The sequence below is a fragment of the Streptococcus sp. SG1 genome (assembly GCF_030439935.1).
Taxonomy (GTDB): Bacteria; Bacillota; Bacilli; order Lactobacillales; family Streptococcaceae; genus Streptococcus; species Streptococcus gordonii.
Window position 1 is genome coordinate 20,791 of record NZ_JAQFJC010000010.1, and the last position, 18,335, is coordinate 39,125.

21 protein-coding genes are annotated in these 18,335 nt (G+C 40.3%); 18 read left to right on the top strand and 3 right to left on the bottom strand.

Features of this window, described 5'->3' with window-relative positions; translation table 11 throughout:
- Positions 1–20: 20 nt before the first annotated feature.
- The 3 genes from PCY06_RS08935 (at position 21) to PCY06_RS08945 (ending at position 2,505) form a co-directional block, all read left to right on the top strand.
- Complete coding sequence (locus tag PCY06_RS08935; RefSeq protein ID WP_045773717.1) at positions 21–377, top strand: hypothetical protein; 357 nt, start codon at positions 21–23, stop codon at positions 375–377.
- Positions 378–381: 4 nt separating this feature from the next.
- Positions 382–1,245, top strand: coding sequence for an XRE/MutR family transcriptional regulator (locus tag PCY06_RS08940; protein ID WP_061595791.1), 864 nt, complete (start codon positions 382–384; stop codon positions 1,243–1,245).
- Between the two features lie 78 nt (positions 1,246–1,323).
- Positions 1,324–2,505, top strand: coding sequence for an MFS transporter (locus PCY06_RS08945; RefSeq protein ID WP_082307713.1), 1,182 nt, complete (start codon positions 1,324–1,326; stop codon positions 2,503–2,505).
- Between the two features lie 18 nt (positions 2,506–2,523).
- Here the strand turns inward: PCY06_RS08945 and PCY06_RS08950 are convergent, their stop codons facing one another.
- From PCY06_RS08950 to murT, 3 genes are read right to left on the bottom strand one after another with little or no spacing between them, the layout of a single operon-like run.
- On the bottom strand, positions 2,524–2,781 hold the full coding sequence (locus PCY06_RS08950; protein WP_012000335.1) for a lipopolysaccharide assembly protein LapA domain-containing protein: 258 nt from the start codon (positions 2,779–2,781) through the stop codon (positions 2,524–2,526).
- Between the two features lie 18 nt (positions 2,782–2,799).
- Positions 2,800–3,585, bottom strand: coding sequence for a lipid II isoglutaminyl synthase subunit GatD (gatD, locus tag PCY06_RS08955; RefSeq protein ID WP_012000336.1), 786 nt, complete (start codon positions 3,583–3,585; stop codon positions 2,800–2,802).
- On the bottom strand, positions 3,585–4,928 hold the full coding sequence (gene murT / locus PCY06_RS08960) for a lipid II isoglutaminyl synthase subunit MurT (protein WP_008808906.1): 1,344 nt from the start codon (positions 4,926–4,928) through the stop codon (positions 3,585–3,587). Before murT ends, gatD begins: the two co-directional genes overlap by 1 nt.
- A gap of 100 nt (positions 4,929–5,028) precedes the next feature.
- Between murT and cdaA the strand changes: the two genes are divergently transcribed.
- From cdaA to dnaX, 15 genes are all read left to right on the top strand, one after another.
- Positions 5,029–5,877: a diadenylate cyclase CdaA gene (gene cdaA, locus PCY06_RS08965; protein WP_008808905.1), complete on the top strand. Its 849-nt coding sequence runs from the start codon at positions 5,029–5,031 to the stop codon at positions 5,875–5,877.
- A complete protein-coding gene (locus tag PCY06_RS08970) occupies positions 5,874–6,620 on the top strand; it encodes a YbbR-like domain-containing protein (RefSeq protein ID WP_012000338.1) in 747 nt (248 codons plus the stop codon). The genes cdaA and PCY06_RS08970 overlap by 4 nt, the downstream gene beginning before the upstream one ends.
- Before the next feature lie 36 nt (positions 6,621–6,656).
- Positions 6,657–8,009, top strand: a complete 1,353-nt coding sequence (glmM, locus tag PCY06_RS08975; RefSeq protein WP_061583746.1) for a phosphoglucosamine mutase — start codon at positions 6,657–6,659, stop codon at positions 8,007–8,009.
- 170 nt (positions 8,010–8,179) lie between these two features.
- A complete protein-coding gene (locus tag PCY06_RS08980; RefSeq protein WP_061595788.1) occupies positions 8,180–10,063 on the top strand; it encodes a Cna B-type domain-containing protein in 1,884 nt (627 codons plus the stop codon).
- Positions 10,064–10,240: 177 nt separating this feature from the next.
- Positions 10,241–10,372 (top strand): DUF4044 domain-containing protein, encoded by a 132-nt coding sequence (locus tag PCY06_RS08985; RefSeq protein ID WP_012000341.1) that lies wholly within the window; start codon positions 10,241–10,243, stop codon positions 10,370–10,372.
- 75 nt (positions 10,373–10,447) lie between these two features.
- On the top strand, positions 10,448–11,758 hold the full coding sequence (gene obgE, locus PCY06_RS08990) for a GTPase ObgE (RefSeq protein WP_012000342.1): 1,311 nt from the start codon (positions 10,448–10,450) through the stop codon (positions 11,756–11,758).
- A gap of 11 nt (positions 11,759–11,769) precedes the next feature.
- Positions 11,770–11,925, top strand: coding sequence for a hypothetical protein (locus PCY06_RS08995; RefSeq protein ID WP_045634997.1), 156 nt, complete (start codon positions 11,770–11,772; stop codon positions 11,923–11,925).
- A 273-nt stretch (positions 11,926–12,198) separates the two neighbouring features.
- Entirely contained in the window at positions 12,199–12,780 is a 582-nt protein-coding gene (locus PCY06_RS09000; protein WP_060970346.1) for a GrpB family protein, read from the top strand.
- Positions 12,777–13,391 (top strand): class I SAM-dependent methyltransferase, encoded by a 615-nt coding sequence (locus PCY06_RS09005; RefSeq protein ID WP_046165757.1) that lies wholly within the window; start codon positions 12,777–12,779, stop codon positions 13,389–13,391. Before PCY06_RS09000 ends, PCY06_RS09005 begins: the two co-directional genes overlap by 4 nt.
- A gap of 12 nt (positions 13,392–13,403) precedes the next feature.
- Complete coding sequence (locus tag PCY06_RS09010) at positions 13,404–14,021, top strand: Type 1 glutamine amidotransferase-like domain-containing protein (protein ID WP_045773707.1); 618 nt, start codon at positions 13,404–13,406, stop codon at positions 14,019–14,021.
- 117 nt (positions 14,022–14,138) lie between these two features.
- Positions 14,139–14,549: a helix-turn-helix domain-containing protein gene (locus PCY06_RS09015; RefSeq protein ID WP_045634994.1), complete on the top strand. Its 411-nt coding sequence runs from the start codon at positions 14,139–14,141 to the stop codon at positions 14,547–14,549.
- A 6-nt stretch (positions 14,550–14,555) separates the two neighbouring features.
- Positions 14,556–14,852, top strand: a complete 297-nt coding sequence (locus PCY06_RS09020; RefSeq protein ID WP_081106673.1) for an AbrB/MazE/SpoVT family DNA-binding domain-containing protein — start codon at positions 14,556–14,558, stop codon at positions 14,850–14,852.
- Positions 14,853–14,891: 39 nt separating this feature from the next.
- The gene (locus tag PCY06_RS09025; protein ID WP_367400239.1) at positions 14,892–15,992 is read left to right on the top strand and encodes an alpha/beta fold hydrolase; all 1,101 of its coding nucleotides are present in this window, start codon (positions 14,892–14,894) and stop codon (positions 15,990–15,992) included.
- A gap of 139 nt (positions 15,993–16,131) precedes the next feature.
- Positions 16,132–16,629, top strand: coding sequence for a GAF domain-containing protein (locus PCY06_RS09030; RefSeq protein WP_082307710.1), 498 nt, complete (start codon positions 16,132–16,134; stop codon positions 16,627–16,629).
- Entirely contained in the window at positions 16,629–18,299 is a 1,671-nt protein-coding gene (dnaX, locus tag PCY06_RS09035) for a DNA polymerase III subunit gamma/tau (RefSeq protein ID WP_301390517.1), read from the top strand. Before PCY06_RS09030 ends, dnaX begins: the two co-directional genes overlap by 1 nt.
- The last annotated feature ends 36 nt before the right edge of the window (positions 18,300–18,335 follow it).

Below are 18,335 nucleotides of genomic sequence, written 5' to 3' on the forward strand. Positions count from 1 at the left end.
CGCTTTGGAAGGAGCTACTGATGACGACAGAAAACGATTGGTTTATGCGGCAGATCAAGGGAGCGGCCAATATGCTTGGTTCGGCGCTGCGCCTAACAATCCAGCATTTAGATCTGGGGCAGTTTGAAGATGAGCAAGGCCGGCAGCTTGATGGAGCTGATTATTTGCAAGAGCTGCTGGAAAGCGAGCATTTTGCAGAGGCTGCTGATTTCGTTCAGGCCCAGATGAAGCGCCTGCCTTTCCATCAATATGAGATACTGGCGGACCAGTTCTTGCTTTATCTGGCCAGTCTGGAAGCCCCAGCAAAAGACCGGAATGGCTTGGATGAAGCCTATTTACAGGATTTGGAAAAGCAACTGAAAGAATTTAAGTGGTAAACAAATGGAAAATTTAGGCAAGGTTTTTCGTGATTTTCGTTTAAATGGACATTATTCATTGAAGGAAGCGACTGGTCAGGTTTGCTCGACCTCTCAGCTGTCTCGTTTTGAGCTGGGTGAGTCGGACATGACCCTCTCGAAATTTTTAGATCTCTTGGATAATATTCATGTGACCCTTGAAAATTTTATGGACAAAGCTCGGAATTTCCAGCAGCATGAACACGTGGCCATGATGGGTAAGATTATCCCTCTTTACTACTCAAATGACATCAAGGGATTTCAAGACTTGCAAGCGGAGCAGTTGGAAAAGGCCCAAGCTAGTAGCACGCCTCTTTACTATGAGCTGAATTGGATTTTGATGCAGGGCTTGATTTGTCAGCGAGACAACCAGTTTCGTATGAGGCAAGAGGATTTAGATAAGGTGGCCGATTATCTCTTTCAAGTGGAAGATTGGACCATGTACGAGCTGATCCTCTTTGGAAACCTCTATAGTTTTTATGATGTGGACTATGTCTACCGTCTGGGCAAGGAAGTTATGGAGCGGGAGGACTACTACAAAGAAATCGGTCGCCATAAGAGACTAGTCTTGATTCTAGCTCTCAATTGTTACCAGCACTGTTTGGAAAGTCGTTCTTTTGATAAAGCTAGTTATTTTGAGGCTTACGTAGAGAAAATCATTGGCAAGGGCATCAAACTCTATGAACGCAATGTGTTCCTCTATCTCAAGGGGTTTGCTGCTTATCAGAAGGGAGAGAAGAAGCAGGGCATCAAGCAAATGCAGGAAGCCATGCACATCTTTGAAGTGCTGAATTTACCTGAGCAAGTCGCCTATTATCAAGAGCATTTCGATAAGTTTGTAAAAGCATAATTTCCCAAATATGGGAAAAATAAAGAACCTCCCTCTATTCCTGATACAATAGTTTCAGAAATGGAAGGAGGTATTTTTATGAATCGACAGGCAGCACAGCTTATTACACGGGCTGCTATTAATAAAATTGGGAATATGCTTTATGACTATGGAAATAGTATCTGGCTTGCTTCTTTGGGAGCTCTGGGGCAGACGGTCTTGGGCATTTACCAGATATCAGAGCTAGTTACTTCCATCTTATTCAATCCTTTTGGTGGAGCCATTGCGGACCGCTTTTCCAGACGTAAGGTGCTGATGGTAACAGATTTGATTTGTGCCGGTCTTTGTTTACTGATTTCCTTTATCACAAATGACCAGCTCATGATTGGAGCGCTGATTTTTGCTAATGTGGTTCAGGCTATAGCCTTTGCTTTTTCTCGACCAGCTAATAAGTCTTATATTACCGAAATTGTGGACAAGGAAGACATTGTAACCTACAATTCTCATCTGGAATTGGCCTTGCAGGTTATCAGTGTCTCAGCCCCAGTTTTATCTTTTATCGTGATGCAGTATGCAAATCTGCGCATGACCCTTCAGCTGGATGCCCTTAGCTTCTTTCTGGCTTTTCCCTTGGTTTACTTTCTGCCCAATCATGAGCCAAGCAAGAAGAAGTCTCCCATCAATCTTGGAAATATCCTGAGAGATATCAAGGAAGGTTTAGTCTATATACGTCAGCAAAAAGAAATCTTCTTTCTGCTCTTGGTAGCTTCTGCAGTCAACTTTTTCTTTGCGGCCTTTAATTATCTATTGCCTTTTACCAATCAGCTTTACGGCAGGACAGGTTCTTATGCAAGCATTCTGAGTTTGGGTGCTATAGGCTCAATCATTGGAGCCATTCTAGCCAGCAAGGTTAAGGCCAGTATGGGCAACTTACTTGTAGCCCTGCTATTGACCGGTGTTGGAGTCGCAGTCATGGGCGTCTCTACCTTGATACAGGTTCATCCCTATTTTTCTTATTCTGGTAATCTTATCTGTGAGCTATTTATGACTGTTTTCAACATTCATTTCTTCAGTCAGGTTCAGACCAAGGTGGACAAGCAGTATCTAGGCCGTGTTTTCTCAACGATCTACACGCTGGCAATTCTTTTCATGCCTCCTGCGACTTTTCTAATGACTCTGCTGCCAAGCGTCCACACTCTTTCCTTTCTACTGATTGGCCTAGGGGTGATTGGACTAGCTTTTCTTTCCTATATCTATCAAAAAAGGATACAAAAAAACTAGGCTGGAATAAATTCCAACCTAGTTTTTTGAATGTGAGTTTTCAAGTACTTCCTTGGTTTTCTTAAGCTCTTTTTTCAGTGAGAAATTTTTTACCATGCTGATGAGAAAGGTCGTAATAGATCCTAGAAGTACTGAGATTAAAATCAATATAATCAAGGGAAGTTTGAAGCTAAATAGGATAAAGCTAACATTGACGCTCTGCATATTGGCCAAGGAAATACCAGCAACCAATAGAACGGTAATTAAAAGTAGGATATAATGTAGTTTTTCTTTCATAATAATTCTCCAATATATTTATTCAAATTCAGCCTTGCTTTTGATATCTCCGTATTCTTCTGGGATTTCTTGGGCAAGGATATCTTCATAAGCAGCCAGTTTAATATCTGATCCATACTTGTTTTTCAGTGCTGTTGTTACCAGACGGTAGGCCAAGTTTGCGTTGCGGGACAAGATGGGACCATGGAAGTAAGAACCAAAGACATTTTTATAATGAACGCCTTCACAACCATCCTCTTGGTTGTTACCATTTCCATAGACAACCTTGCCCAGTGGTTTTTCGTCATCAGAGAGGAAGGTGCGGCCTTGATGATTTTCAAAACCATAGTAGGTCTCATTGAATTCATCATTATGAATCTTGATGTCGCCAATGTAACGATTATTAGTCTGATTGAGGGTGTAATGTCCCATGATGCCTAATCCTTCGATCCGTCGACCGGATGCTTCGATATAGTATTTTCCCAAGAGTTGAAAACCACCGCAGATAGCTAACACTACGCCATTTTCGTTGATAAAATTTTCTAAGGCATCCTTTTTAGCTGGTAAGTCACGAGCTACGATCGTTTGTTCATAGTCTTGGCCACCACCAAAGAAGACGATGTCGTAGCTGTCCTTGTCAAAACCATCTTCTAGAGAGACGATATCGACTTGAACTCTAGCACCTAACTTTTCTGCTACATATTTGAGCATGAGCACATTTCCATTATCTCCATAAGTATTCATGAGATCTCCATAAAGATGGGCAATTTTAATATCGTAACGGAAATCCTGGTTATCAAGAGAAGTGAGGGAAGTATAAACCATTAGTTCATCTCCTTTCTAACAACCTGACGCTCTGCCAGCAACTCTCGAAATTCCAGCATAGCAGTATAAGTTGCTAAGATATAGGCATGCTTGGTTTCTTGTTGTTCAATGGCTTTGAAAACTGCTTCTAAGTCTTTGACTTCGCTAATCTGATCTGCTGGATAACCCGTTACCCGCAGTCGCCGAGCAATCTCGGAGTGACGGACACCACCTGCGATGACATGAGGAATATTCATCTCTAAAATTCTCTCAAAATCAGCATCCCAGATCCAGCTGGTATCAATGCCGTCCGCATAATTAGCATTGAGCAAGACAGATAAGCTAAAGTCAAAAGGTGCAAGCTCAATCATTTCCAAGGCTTGGGTAGCACCAACTGGATTTTTAATCAAAACCAAGGTACACTCTTTATCTCCGATTTTGAAGGTTTCCTGACGGCCAAAGACAGCTCGGCTCTTATCAAAACCAGACTTGATTGTAGAAGGATCAACTCCAAAGAATTGAGCCACTGACACTGCAGCCAACGCATTGTAGATATTGTAGAGTCCGCCGATATTGATCTGATAGTCTTGTCCATCAATAGTAAAGGCAGAGCGGTTATGTTCAAGAGCATTGAGAGCAGTCAAGCTGTAGTCTAGTTTAGGACGCTTGAAGCCACAGTCTTCACAGATATAAGCTCCTAGATTGGCATAGGTATTGAGCTCGTACTTGAGGATATGCTCGCACTTGGGACAGAGGATGCCTTCAGTATTATAGTGAGCCAGCTGAGCCTGGCTTTTTTCAGTGTCAAATCCATAGTAGCGGACAGGATTCTTTAGGCTAACTGAGTTAAAGAGAGGGCTGTCCCCATTCATTAGCACTGTCGCTTCAGGAACTTTTGCAGCAGCATCCAAAATCATCTGGTAAGTTGTGTAGATCTCACCATAGCGGTCCATCTGGTCACGGAAAATATTTGTAAAGACAAAGAGGCTGGGCTTGATATAGTCACAAATCCGAGATAGGCTGGCTTCATCTATTTCTAGCACAGCTATATTTTTACCAGATTTGCCTTTTCTAGCAGTCAAGAAAGTAGTGGTGATCCCTGTAATCATATTTGCACCACTAGTATTAGTAGTAACTTCTCCAAAAGCTTCCTTGAGAATGCCCACTGTCAAAGCAGTGGTTAGTGTCTTTCCGTTGGTTCCCGTAATCACTACGACTTCATAGTTCTTAGCTAAGTTTTGTAAAATATTTTTATCAAAGGTTAAGGCAATTTTTCCAGGAAGAGTAGATCCACGTCCCATTTTGCTGAGGACAAAGTGGGAGGATTTACCTGCCCAGAGGCCTAAAAGTGTATTTATCTTCATAAGAATTATTTTATCATAAAAAGTAAATTTGATTACAGAAAAAAACTACTAAAAGTGATATAATAGAAAAGAACGTTTTCTTTGATAGGGTGGATTGATTATGAATTTTCAACAATTGTCTAATCTCCAGTACTGGTCCAGTTTGTTTGGCAGCCCCTGGAGTATTTTGATTAATATCATTGATATTGCTTTGGTGGCTTGGATCTTATATTTCTTTACTAAGGCTGTTGCAGGAACAAAAATCATGATTCTCCTGCGTGGAGTTTTTCTCTTTGTATTAGGACAAATTATTGCAAATGTTCTAGGCCTAGCAACGATCTCTTGGCTGATTAATCAAGTTATTACTTATGGGGTTATTGCAGCAGTAGTAATTTTTGCTCCAGAAATTCGAACAGGACTCGAACGCTTAGGTAGAGCAACAGATCTTTTTTCAGCAACTCCTATGAGCTCGGAAGAAAAGCTTATCCAAGCTTCTGTCAAAGCAGTTGAGTATATGAGTCCACGTAAGATTGGAGCTTTGGTTGCGATTCAAGGTAGCAGAACCTTGCAAGAATATATTTCGACTGGAATTCCCTTGGATGCTGATGTATCAGGTGAATTACTGATTAATATCTTTATCCCCAATACTCCTTTGCACGATGGTGCAGTCATTATCAGAGATAATAAGATTGCTGTATCATGTGCTTATCTTCCTCTCACAGAAAATTCAAGAATTTCCAAAGAATTTGGTACTCGGCACCGGGCTGCTATCGGCCTATCTGAGGTTTCTGATGCTTTTACATTTATTGTATCGGAGGAAACGGGAGGTATTTCTATCACTCACAATGGTGTCTTCAAGCATGATTTGTCTCTGCAGGAATTTGAAGAGGAGCTTCGTAAGGTTTTGGTTCCTGATCAACCTGATAAAAAAGGTTGGCATCAGCGTATACTGGGAGGGCATAGAAAATGAAAAACTATAAAAAAATCTGGTATATCCTCTCCTCTATCTTTTTTGCTCTGGTTTTATTTGTTTATGCAACCTCAAACAATTTCCAAAACAATGCCAACATTCGCTTAAATAAGTCTGAAACATACACTAATACAATTACAAATGTTCCAATTGACGTGAAATACGACAGCGATGAATATTTCATAAGTGGTTTCTCTTCCGAAGCAACAGTTAGTTTGACGGGATCAAATCGCTTGACCTTGGCCAGTGAAATGCAGGAAAGTACTCGTAAATTCAAAATAGTAGCTGATCTGACCAATGTTAAGACTGGTATCTCAGAGGTGAAACTAAGCATTAATAATCTACCTAGTGGCCTGACAGCAACAGTAAATCCTGATAAAATCACTGTAAAAGTAGGTAAGCGCGTGAGTAAGACATTTCCTGTACAGACTACTATCACAGAAAGTCAGGTTGCTCAAGGAGTTTCAATTTCAAGTGTCAACTTCGGTGATTCGAAGGTTACCGTCTTTACTGATGAGGATTACATGGAAAGAATTGACCATGTAGAAGCAGTCTTACCAGAGAGTGACGTCATTAGTGGTAATTATACAGGCGTTGCAACTTTGAGAGCTGTAGACAGTACTGGGACTGCAATACCAAGTGTCATTAGTCCTTATGAAACGACAGTGAAGATTACGACTAAGACATCAGGTTCATCTTCGACAAGTACAAGCTCAACTTCTACGAGCTCTTCTAATCATTAATAAAACAGTTTATAACCTGAAAGGAATAATAGAATAATGGGAAAATATTTTGGAACCGATGGTGTTCGCGGAGAAGCAAATGTGGAATTGACGCCTGAATTGGCCTTTAAATTAGGTCGTTTTGGCGGTTACGTTCTGAGCCAGCACGAAAGTGAAGTGCCTAAGGTCTTCGTTGGACGTGATACACGGATTTCAGGAGAAATGTTAGAAAGCGCCTTGATTGCTGGTCTTTTATCAGTTGGTATTCATGTTTATAAACTTGGAGTTATTGCAACACCAGGTGTTGCTTATTTGGTTAAGTCAGAAAAAGCAAGCGCCGGAGTTATGATTTCTGCCAGCCACAACCCAGCACTTGATAATGGTATCAAGTTCTTTGGTGGTGACGGCTACAAGTTGGATGATGATCGAGAACTAGAAATTGAAGCACTACTTGATGCGACTGAAGATACTTTGCCACGTCCAAGTGCTGAGGGACTCGGAACTCTTGTTGACTATCCAGAAGGACTACGCAAGTATCAACAATATCTAGTTTCAACTGGTTTAGAGTTAGAAGGAATGCATGTTGCTCTAGACACAGCTAATGGTGCTGCTTCAACAAGTGCCCGTCAGATTTTTGCTGATTTGGGCGCTCAATTGACTGTTATTGGAGAAAATCCAGATGGACTTAATATTAACTTGAATGTTGGTTCGACTCATCCTGAAGCTTTACAAGAGATTGTAAGAGAATCAGGCGCTGCTATTGGTTTAGCTTTTGATGGAGATAGCGATCGTCTGATTGCTGTGGATGAGAATGGTGAGCTGGTTGATGGTGATAAGATTATGTACATCATCGGTAAGTATCTATCTGAAAAGGGTCAGTTGGCTCAAAATACTATTGTGACTACAGTTATGTCAAACCTTGGTTTCCATAAGGCATTAGATCGAGAAGGAATTCAAAAGGCTGTAACAGCTGTTGGAGATCGTTATGTAGTAGAAGAGATGCGCCAATCTGGCTATAATCTTGGCGGAGAACAGTCTGGACATGTGATTATCATGGACTATAATACAACAGGTGACGGCCAGTTAACTGCTGTACAATTGACCAAAATCATGAAAGAGACTGGTAAAAAATTATCAGAACTTGCATCCGAAGTAACTATTTATCCTCAGAAATTAGTCAATATTCGAGTAGAAAATAGCATGAAGGACAAGGCGATGGAGGTCCCTGCTATCAAATCAATCATCGAAGAAATGGAAGCAAAAATGGCTGGAAATGGACGGATTTTAGTTCGTCCAAGCGGAACTGAACCATTACTTCGCGTAATGGCAGAAGCTCCAAGCCATGAGGAAGTTGATTTCTATGTTGATACGATTGCAGATGTTGTTCGTGCGGAAATTGGTATTGAATAAATAACTATGAAAACAAAGAAGTAGCATTGATTTTGCTACTTTTTTGTATGAAATGAATCCATTTACATATATATCTTGTACTATAACTGATTTTTTTGTTATTTTTCTATAAAACATTTCCTACTTTTCTGTATTTTAGGTATAATAAAATATGAAGGAGGGAATAATGAATGAAAGAAAAAAATAATCTTGTTCTTAAATTCTTTATTTTGTTGTCGGCTATTGTTTTTGGTCTTGGAGTAACAAAATCAGCTCAAGCGACTGAAGTTACTGACTATACAAACAATGTTACTATAACTAAAAATGGTAGTCCTCTAACTAGCGATACAACAGTTACGACAAATGAGACCTTAGCTGTGACAAGTGACATTACTTTTCCGGATTCACAAGCTATTAATAGCGGTGATACGCTTACTCTGAAGCTGCCTCAAGAGTTAACTCTTATTACAGTTTTGAATTTTAATGTCATTGATGTCAAAAATGATAAGGGTGAAGTTGTTGGTACCGCTCAAGTAGATCCGAACAATCAGACGGTGACAGTAACTTTCAGTGATTACTTCTCTCGTTTGCCTGAAAATAAGAGAATGTCTCTAAATTTCAATGTTCGATTAAATAATGACACAGTCAAAGAGTCTGGCCCTGTTTCATTCCGTTTTGGCCAAACCGACTTTTCATTCCAATATAAAAAGGATGATGGTCAAGCTGGTGAGTACGAGATGAAATATGGTTACCAAGATAAATCAGACCCAAGTATTGTTAAATGGCGTATTATCTTAAATGCTCGACAAGATATGCTTCGCGGAATGGTTATTTCTGATAATTTTGGTGATGGCTTAACTCTTGTGCCAGGAAGTTTACGTGCTGTGCGCTATGCACCAGTTCAAGGAGGAATTCGTAACGAAGCCCATCTTTTAACTCTACCTGTTCTTGATAATTTTACTAAGAAAGCAGTTCTTTCTAAAAATGCAAATGGCGATGTAAATGGCTTCACAATCAACTTTGGTGATAACTACAATTGGCCAATGTATATTGAATACTCTACTCGAGTGGCACCAGGAACTAAAGTAGGTGATACAGTAAATAATAAATTGTCTTGGTCAGCTACAAACTTCCCAGAAGAACGAACAATCAATCGCTCACTTAGATTGGAAGCTGGTTCGGGAGATGGAAGTGCAGAACGATCAAAAGATGTTGTAATCAAGGCACAAAAAACTCTGGTCGGTAAAGAATTGACTAAGGGACAATTTAGTTTTGGTCTTTATGATGATAAGGGGCAACTTTTACAGACAGCTACAAATGAAGCTGATGGTTCTATTAATTTCGCAGCAATCAACTATAGCCAAGCTGGTACATTCAACTATGTAATTAAAGAAATTCCAGGGCAGGAAGATGGCTACACTTATGACTCTAAAGAGGTTAAAGTAACAGTTAAAGTTGTTGATGTATTGGGTGAAAAATTTGGTTCAGTTTCTTATGACGGAGATGCAACTTTTACCAATACATACAAACCAGTTACCTCTGTCTCAGGTCATAAAACATGGGTTAACGATACAAACATGACCCGTCCACAGAGCATTACAGTTAATCTATATGCTAACAATCAAGTAGTAGCATCTAAAGTTGTCAGCGAAGCAGATGGTTGGAACTACACATTTAGTGGTCTTCCAGTGAATGATGAAAATGGTCAAAAAATTACCTATACAATTGGTGAAGATGCCATTGTAAACTATAGTTCAAAAGTTGAAGGTTATGACTTAATTAATACCTATGATCCGCCAACTATTCCATCAGAGCCAGGAAAGGATAAACCAAGTAAGCCAGGTGAAGGTGATCCGAATGATCCTGGTCGTAAAACGCCAGATCCAAAGGTAGAAGATCCAAAGGGTTCAAATAAACAAGATCCAAAAACACCAGGAACCAAGAAAGCTGACAATAAGCCAATCTTGCCAAAAACGGGTGAGCAAGCAGCGATCTGGTTGTCAGTAGCTGGGGTCTCAATTTTGGTCATTCTTGGCGGTGTGTTTGTAGTCTTAAGAAAGAAAAATAAGCAATAATTGATGGCTTAAAAAAATAAGAAGTCAGTTTTTAAGTAATCAAAATAATTTGAAAGAAGATAAGGTTTATCATTTTTATCCCTTTCTTCTTTCTTTTTTTATTTGAAGCGACTAGCATTTGAAAAATACTATCAATCATGTTAGAATAAGTCTATAAAAATATAAGAGGTAATTATTGTGGCTTTTGGAGATGAAGGAAAACGCAAAAAAACAGGATTTGAAAAATTAACAATGGTCGTTGTGGTAATCATGATTGTGGTAACAGTCGGAGCCATTATTGCTAGTGCAGTCAGCGCTATTTTGAGATAATTTTAAATCCGAAACGCTCTTTCAGCGTTTTTTTTAGGAATATGAAAGTGAAATTTAAGAGAAGGTAGAGAAAGAATGAGTATGTTTTTAGATACAGCCAAGATTCAGGTTAAGGCTGGTAATGGTGGTGATGGTATGGTTGCTTTTCGCCGTGAAAAATACGTTCCCAATGGTGGTCCTTGGGGTGGCGATGGCGGTCGTGGAGGCAATGTTGTTTTTGTCGTTGACGAGGGCCTGCGTACTCTGATGGATTTTCGTTATAATCGCCACTTTAAGGCTCAGTCTGGTGAAAAGGGTATGACCAAGGGCATGCATGGCCGAGGGGCTGAGGACTTGATTGTTCGAGTGCCACAGGGGACGACAGTTCGTGATGCAGAGACGGGCAAAGTGCTGACGGACTTGGTAGAAAATGGTCAAGAATTTATCGTAGCGCGTGGTGGCCGAGGCGGTCGTGGAAATATCCGTTTTGCAACGCCTAAAAATCCTGCACCTGAGATTTCTGAAAACGGAGAACCAGGACAGGAGCGGGAGCTTTTGCTGGAGCTCAAGGTCCTAGCAGACGTTGGTCTGGTCGGCTTCCCATCTGTCGGAAAATCCACTCTGCTTAGCGTGATTACAGCGGCTAAGCCTAAGATCGGTGCCTATCATTTCACGACAATCGTGCCCAATCTAGGCATGGTTCGCACCCAGTCTGGCGAGTCTTTTGCAGTTGCAGATCTACCGGGTTTGATAGAGGGAGCTAGCCAAGGGGTCGGACTGGGAACCCAGTTTCTCCGTCATATTGAGCGGACACGGGTTATTCTTCATGTCATCGATATGTCAGCGAGTGAAGGACGTGACCCTTATGAGGACTATCTGGCTATCAATAAAGAGTTGGAATCCTACAACCTTCGTCTCATGGAGCGTCCGCAGATTATCGTTGCTAACAAGATGGATATGCCAGATAGTGCTGAAAATCTCAAGGTATTCAAAGAGAAATTAGCAGCTAATTATGATGAGTTTGCGGAACTGCCACAAATCTTCCCAATTTCCAGTCTGACTAAGCAAGGCCTTGCAACCCTCTTGGATGCGACTGCAGAGTTACTGGATAAGACACCTGAATTTCTTCTTTACGATGAGTCTGAAATGGAAGAGGAAGCTTACTATGGCTTTGACGAAGAAGCTCCTGCCTTTGAAATCTCTCGTGATGATGATGCGACTTGGGTGCTGTCAGGTGACAAGCTTGAGAAACTCTTTAATATGACCAACTTTGACCGTGATGAGGCCGTTATGAAATTTGCCCGTCAGCTTCGTGGTATGGGAGTTGATGAAGCTCTTCGTGCTCGTGGAGCCAAGGATGGCGACTTAGTTCGCATCGGCAAGTTCGAGTTTGAATTCGTTGACTAAGGAGGCTTGAAATGGGTGATAAACCAATATCTTTCCGTGATGAAAATGGAAATTTTGTCTCTGCAGCAGACGTCTGGAATGCAGAAAAGCTAGAAGAACTCTTCACACGCCTTAATCCAAATCGGAAATTACGATTGGAAAGAGAAAAGGCTAAAAAAGAAGAATAAAATAAGAGAGTGGGACAGAAATCGGTAATTCGTTAGAATTCGATTTCGTTGTCCCACCTCCGCACAGTTGAGTAGGGCTGTAAAAGCTGATGAAATCAGCGTAGTAGAGCCCACTCAACCACTGCGTCTTGATCAACGATCCAAAGACAATTGAGAGGCTAGGACTTTTGTCCCAGCCTCTTCGATTTATAGTTAACTGTTAGTGCGCTTCTTTTGCTTCAGATAATGATATAATATGTTTAAGGAATATTCGAATCTAAAGGAGAGTGGATGATGACTAAAGCATTAGAGGATATGACTTTAGAAGAGCTGTGGCAACTTTTTCCGATTTTTTTAAGAGAGCATCAGGATGAGTGGAAAGACTGGTATGAGGAGGAGCGACTTCGGCTTTTGAGTTTTTTGCCAGAACATCAGATTGTTCGTCTTAGCCATATTGGCTCAACATCAGTAGAGACCATCTGGGCCAAGCCTATAGTGGACATCATGCTGGAAATTCCCAAAGAAACAGATATGGCGGTAACGAGAGACTTGCTGCTACAAAATGGTTATCTCCTCATGTCAGAAAGCCAAGGACGGATGTCATTTAATAAGGGCTACACACCGAGTGGTTTTGCGAAGCGGGTTTTCCATCTGCATCTGCGCTATGAAGGTGATCATGATGAGCTTTACTTTAGAGATTATTTACAGGAGCACCCTGCTGTAGCTAAGAACTATGAACAGCTCAAACTTTCTTTGTGGAAACAGTATGAACACAATCGGGATGCCTATACAGATTCCAAGACGGATTTTATCAAGAAATACACTAAAGAAGCTAAAAAGCTTTATGGTAGAAGATATGAGAGGGAAGACAGATGATTTATCTAGCAATGATTGGCCTTATGATTATTCTGGCTTTTCCTTACTTAATTTACCAATCTAAGAAACCATCAGGCTTTATTGGACTATGGATGATGAAGTTATGGAATCGTGTTTATATGCCCATGGTTGTTTGGTCGGTCAGTCAGCTGGGTTATAAGAAACAATTTGATTCAATTTTGGATGTTGGAGTTGGAAATGGAGCCTCCTCGAAGTATTTAAAAATGCACTTTCCTGATAGCCAAGTTTTGGGGATTGATATTTCAACTACAGCCATCAAATCAGCTGAAGAATTGTCTGAGCCTGGTCTATCTTTCGAGGTGAAAAATGTTGAGAAAACAAATCTTCCTGTTGAGGAATTTGATTTGATTACAGCCTTTCAGACGCATTTTCATTGGTCGGATTTAACTCAAGCGTTCCTAGAACTTAAGAGGATTCTTAAGCCAGATGGAACCATTCTACTGGCATGTGAATGGAGCAAATTAGCTTACTACCTACCAGACTTTACAAAGCAAGAAAAACTGGAAAGCTTCTTGACAGCCTTGGACCTACATCTCCTCAATAGTCAAAGAAATGGTCAATGGATTCTTTATCAAATCGTGAAAAACTAAGGGAGGTATCCTATGAAACAATTATTTTTATGCTCTTATTTTGCGGGAGTCAAGGAATTGTTCAGACAATATGTATCTGAAAAGCAATTGGGCAAACAAGTACTTTTTATACCGACGGCTGGAAATGTAGAAGAGTACAGGGGTTATATTGATGAAGCCCTACAAACCTTTGAGGACTTGGGATTTCAAGTAGAGGTCTTGGATATTTCAGCTTGTGATAGAGAAACAGCTCAAGCTAAGATTTTCCAAAGTAAGCTCCTCTATATCTCTGGTGGCAATACCTTTTACCTTTTGCAAGAACTTAAGAAAAAGCAACTTCTGTCCTTGATAAAAGAGCAGATTGCGGATGGCATGGTTTATGTGGGCGAATCCGCTGGTGCTATCATCACAGCTAAGGACATTGACTATAACAAGATCATGGACGATAAGACGGTTGCTATGGAACTGAATGGTACAGAGGCATTAAACGAGGTGGATTTTTATGTTCTTCCTCATGTTGGCGAAGAACCCTTTGTAGAAAGTGCCCAGACTACTTTGGATACATACAGCGACCAGCTGAATCTCCTTCCCCTAAATAATCGTCAAGCTTTGCTTGTGGAGGGTGAAGAAGTGAAGGTTTTGGAGGAGTAATAAAATATTTTTGCCACGAATTTTAACAAAAGGTCTATAAAAAGTAAGAAAAGCTTGGTTGAAGCAACCAGCTTTTTTGCTATACTAACAGTGTAATCATAAAAAGGAGATTAAAAAATGATTTCTAAAAATATTGCTATTTTAAGAAAAAGAGAGAATATTTCTCAGGAAAAACTGGCCGAGGAAATAGGTGTATCAAGGCAGACTATAGCAAAATGGGAAGCAGGAGAAAGCGTTCCAGATGTGATTTATTCCTCTCAATTAGCTGATTTTTTTGATGTGAGTTTGGATGAACTAGTACATTTAGAGAGCAATTTATTGACAACTCCTAGTATCAAAGGGAAATATATTTTTGGAACAGTAACGGTGGGGGATCGTGGTGAAATCCACTTACCCCCTCGGGCGCGAAATATTTTTCAAATAAAAGCGGGAGATCAGCTTCTTTTGCTAGGAGATGAAAATCAAGGATTGGCATTATTAGATCCGAATTTTTTTCTAGAAACTCCTAAGTATTTTTCAGAAAAGTAGCAGGCGATGAATGAAAAGGACAATGATGTTAGTTATTTTGATATTGATAGCTGTTATATTGGTAAGTGCGCTGATTTTTTTGATGTGAGTTTGGATGAACTAGTACATTTAGAGAGCAATTTATTGACAACTCCTAGTATCAAAGGGAAATATATTTTTGGAACAGTAACGGTGGGGGAGCGTGGTGAAATCCACTTACCCCCTCGGGCACGAAATATTTTTCAAATAAAAGCGGGAGATCAGCTTCTTTTGCTAGGAGATGAAAATCAAGGATTGGCGTTATTAGATCCGAATTTTTTCTAGAAACTCCTAAGTATTTTTCAGAAAAGTAGCAGGCGATGAATGAAAAGGACAATGATGTTAGTTATTTTGATATTGATAGCTGTTATATTGGTAAGTGCAGGGTGGTTTGCTTATCGCAATCATCACTATGATAAGGCTAATCTTGAATATATACGACAAGCTGGGATGATAGAAAAGCAAGTGACTTTACCAGATGGATCTCTTATTAATTATGGAGAAGGTCCAAAAAATGGTCCCCCTTTACTCCTGATCCATGGCCAGCAAGTATCTTGGGAGGACTACGCCAAGGTTTTTGGAGAATTGTCTAAGCGATATCATGTATATGCAGTAGATTGTTATGGACATGGTGGGTCTAGTAAAAATCCTGCTAAATATTCAGCACTGGAAAATAGTCAGGATTTCATTTGGTTTATTCATAATATTATAAAAGCTCCTGTGTTCATTTCAGGACATTCATCAGGTGGGATTCTGGCAACAATGGTAGCTGCACTAGCTCCTGATACTGTTAGAGGACTGTTGATAGAAGATGCACCGTTCTTTTCAACAGAGCCTAGTCGAGCACTTTCTACTTTTTCTTGGTTAGGATTTAAAGATATGTATGATTTCTTAAAAAGCGGTAAAAAAAATTATACTGACTATTTTTTAGAACATACTTATTTAAAAAAACTTTTTGGTGAGGAAAATTTTAATAAAATTGTCAAAAAACCAGCTCTGAACTATATGAAAAATCATCCAGGAAAGATTCCTAGAATTTGGTACTATCCGCCAGAATTACAAGTGAATCTCATCTATGACTTAACAGCTAATTTACAGGATGGAACAGGAGATTACGATCTTCGTTTTGGCTCAACATTTTATGATTTTTCTTGGTTCAAGGGATTTGAACAGGAAGAAATCTTGAAAAAAGTTCAATGTCCATCTATATTGCTTCATGTGGCTCGGCCTTTGAATCAGAAGAATTACTATGATAAAAATGGGATTCTCTTGAGTGCTATGGATGACAAAGATGCTAATCGAGTAGACAAACTTTTGTTGAACAATCATCTAATAGATAATATCAAGAGTGGGCATGATATTCATGCTGAAAAACCTGAGATTTTTATTCGGTCGATTGATGATTTACAAAAAAGGTGTAAATAGAATCTTAAAGGTGAGAGATGTTTTTGCTTTATCTATTGGGATTTTCACTTGACGAAAAGTTTAAAGTTTATTTTAGTTGTACTTCTTATTTTTATTTCAAAAACGGCCATCAGACTGTTTTTTTGATATAATAGACTCTATGAACACAAAAGATAAAATTTCAAATTATCAACTTTTATTAGCACAGCTGGAAGCCTTGTTAGATGGTGAGACCAATGCTTTGGCCAATCTTTCCAATGCTAGCGCTCTTCTCAATCAAGCCCTGCCTCATTCGGTTTTTACTGGTTTCTATCTTTTTGATGGAAATGAGCTGATTCTGGGGCCTTTTCAGGGTGGTGTTTCCTGTGTCCATATTGCCTTAGGTAAGGGTGTCTGTGGGGAATCTGCTGAGAAAAAGCAAACGATTATCGTAGACGATGTGAGCCAGCATGCCAACTATATCTCTTGTGATAGCCGGGCTAAGAGTGAAATTGTGGTGCCCATGGTAAAAGATGGCCACTTTTTGGGAGTGCTAGATTTGGATTCGGCATTGACAGGCGATTATGATAAGATAGATCAGGAATATCTGGAAAAGTTCGTCCAGATTTTGCTTGAAAAAACGATTTGGAATTTTGAAATGTTTGGAGAAAAAGCCTAATGTATCAAGCTTTATATCGGAAGTACCGCAGTCAGACCTTTGGTCAGCTGGTGGGTCAGCAGGTAGTGGCAACCACTCTGCGACAGGCTGTGGAGCAAGGGAAAATTAGCCATGCTTATCTCTTTTCTGGACCACGTGGAACAGGGAAAACTAGTGTTGCCAAGATTTTTGCCAAGGCTATGAATTGTCCGAATCAAAAGGACGGCGAGCCCTGCAATGATTGCTATATTTGTAAGGCCATTACTGAGGGAAGCCTTGAAGATGTCATAGAAATCGACGCTGCTTCAAATAATGGGGTAGATGAGATTCGTGATATTCGGGATAAATCTACCTATGCACCTAGTATGGCTAAGCACAAGGTCTATATTATTGACGAGGTGCACATGCTCTCAACAGGGGCATTTAATGCCTTGCTCAAGACCTTGGAAGAACCGACAGAAAATGTGGTCTTTATCCTAGCGACGACTGAGCTACATAAGATCCCAGCGACTATTCTTTCCCGTGTTCAGCGTTTTGAGTTTAAGTCTATCAAGACGCAGGACATTATTGGCCATATTGAGTGGATTCTCGAGCAGGAAGGCATTAATTTTGAGCAAGAAGGTGTGCAGATTATTGCCCGTAGAGCAGAAGGTGGTATGCGGGATGCCCTGTCTATCCTTGATCAGGCTCTTAGTTTAACCCAGGAAAAACGTCTGACCACTGATATTGCTGAAGAGATCACAGGCTCTATCAGCTTGGGAGCCTTGGATGCTTATGTAGCAGCCTTGATTTCGCATGATTCAGTTGCGGCCTTGGATAATCTCAATCTGATTTTTGACAGCGGAAAAAATATGGCCCGTTTCGTAACGGATCTTCTGCAATATCTGCGTGACCTAATCATTGTCAAAACTGGCGGGGAAAATCATCATGCCAGTGAGCTCTTTCTGGAAAATCTCAAGACACCGCAGGAGACTCTCTTTGCTATGATTGATATGGCAACTAAGAGTTTGCCTGATATCAAGAACAGCCTGCAGCCTAAGATTTATACAGAAATGATGACCATTCGACTGGCAGAGACCAGTAGCCATTCTACGTTGGCAGCTATTCCGGATAATCTAGCTGATGAACTCAAGGGATTGAGGCAAGAGCTTGATAGTCTCAAGCAGCAGCTGGCTAATGGCAATGGAAAACCTGCAGCACCTATCAAAACTTCAGATATTCGGCCGCAGAAATCTAAGGGCTACCGTGTAGATCGCAATAAAGTTAATGCTATACTGGAGGAAGCTGTTGACAATCCTAGCCTAGCTCGTAGCAATCTGACTAAGCTACAGAATGCTTGGGGAGAGGTCATTGAGAGTTTATCTGGGGCGGACAAGGCTTTATTAGCTGGCTCGCAACCTGTGGCAGCCAATGAAAGCCATGCCATCTTAGCTTTTGAGTCTAATTTTAATGCTGAGCAGACCATGAAGCGAGACAATCTCAATACCATGTTTGGCAATATTCTTAGCAACGCAGCAGGGTTTTCACCAGAAATTTTGGCTATTTCCTTAGAAGAATGGACCAAGATCCGAGCGGATTTCTCGGCTCGTAGCAGAAATGGTAAAGTTGAAGTCGAAGAGAAGAGAGAGGAAAAACTGATTCCAGAAGGATTTGACTTTTTAGCTGAAAAAATTACCGTGCAAGAAGACTAATAAAAGATTTTTTGAATTTTTCATGATATAATACAT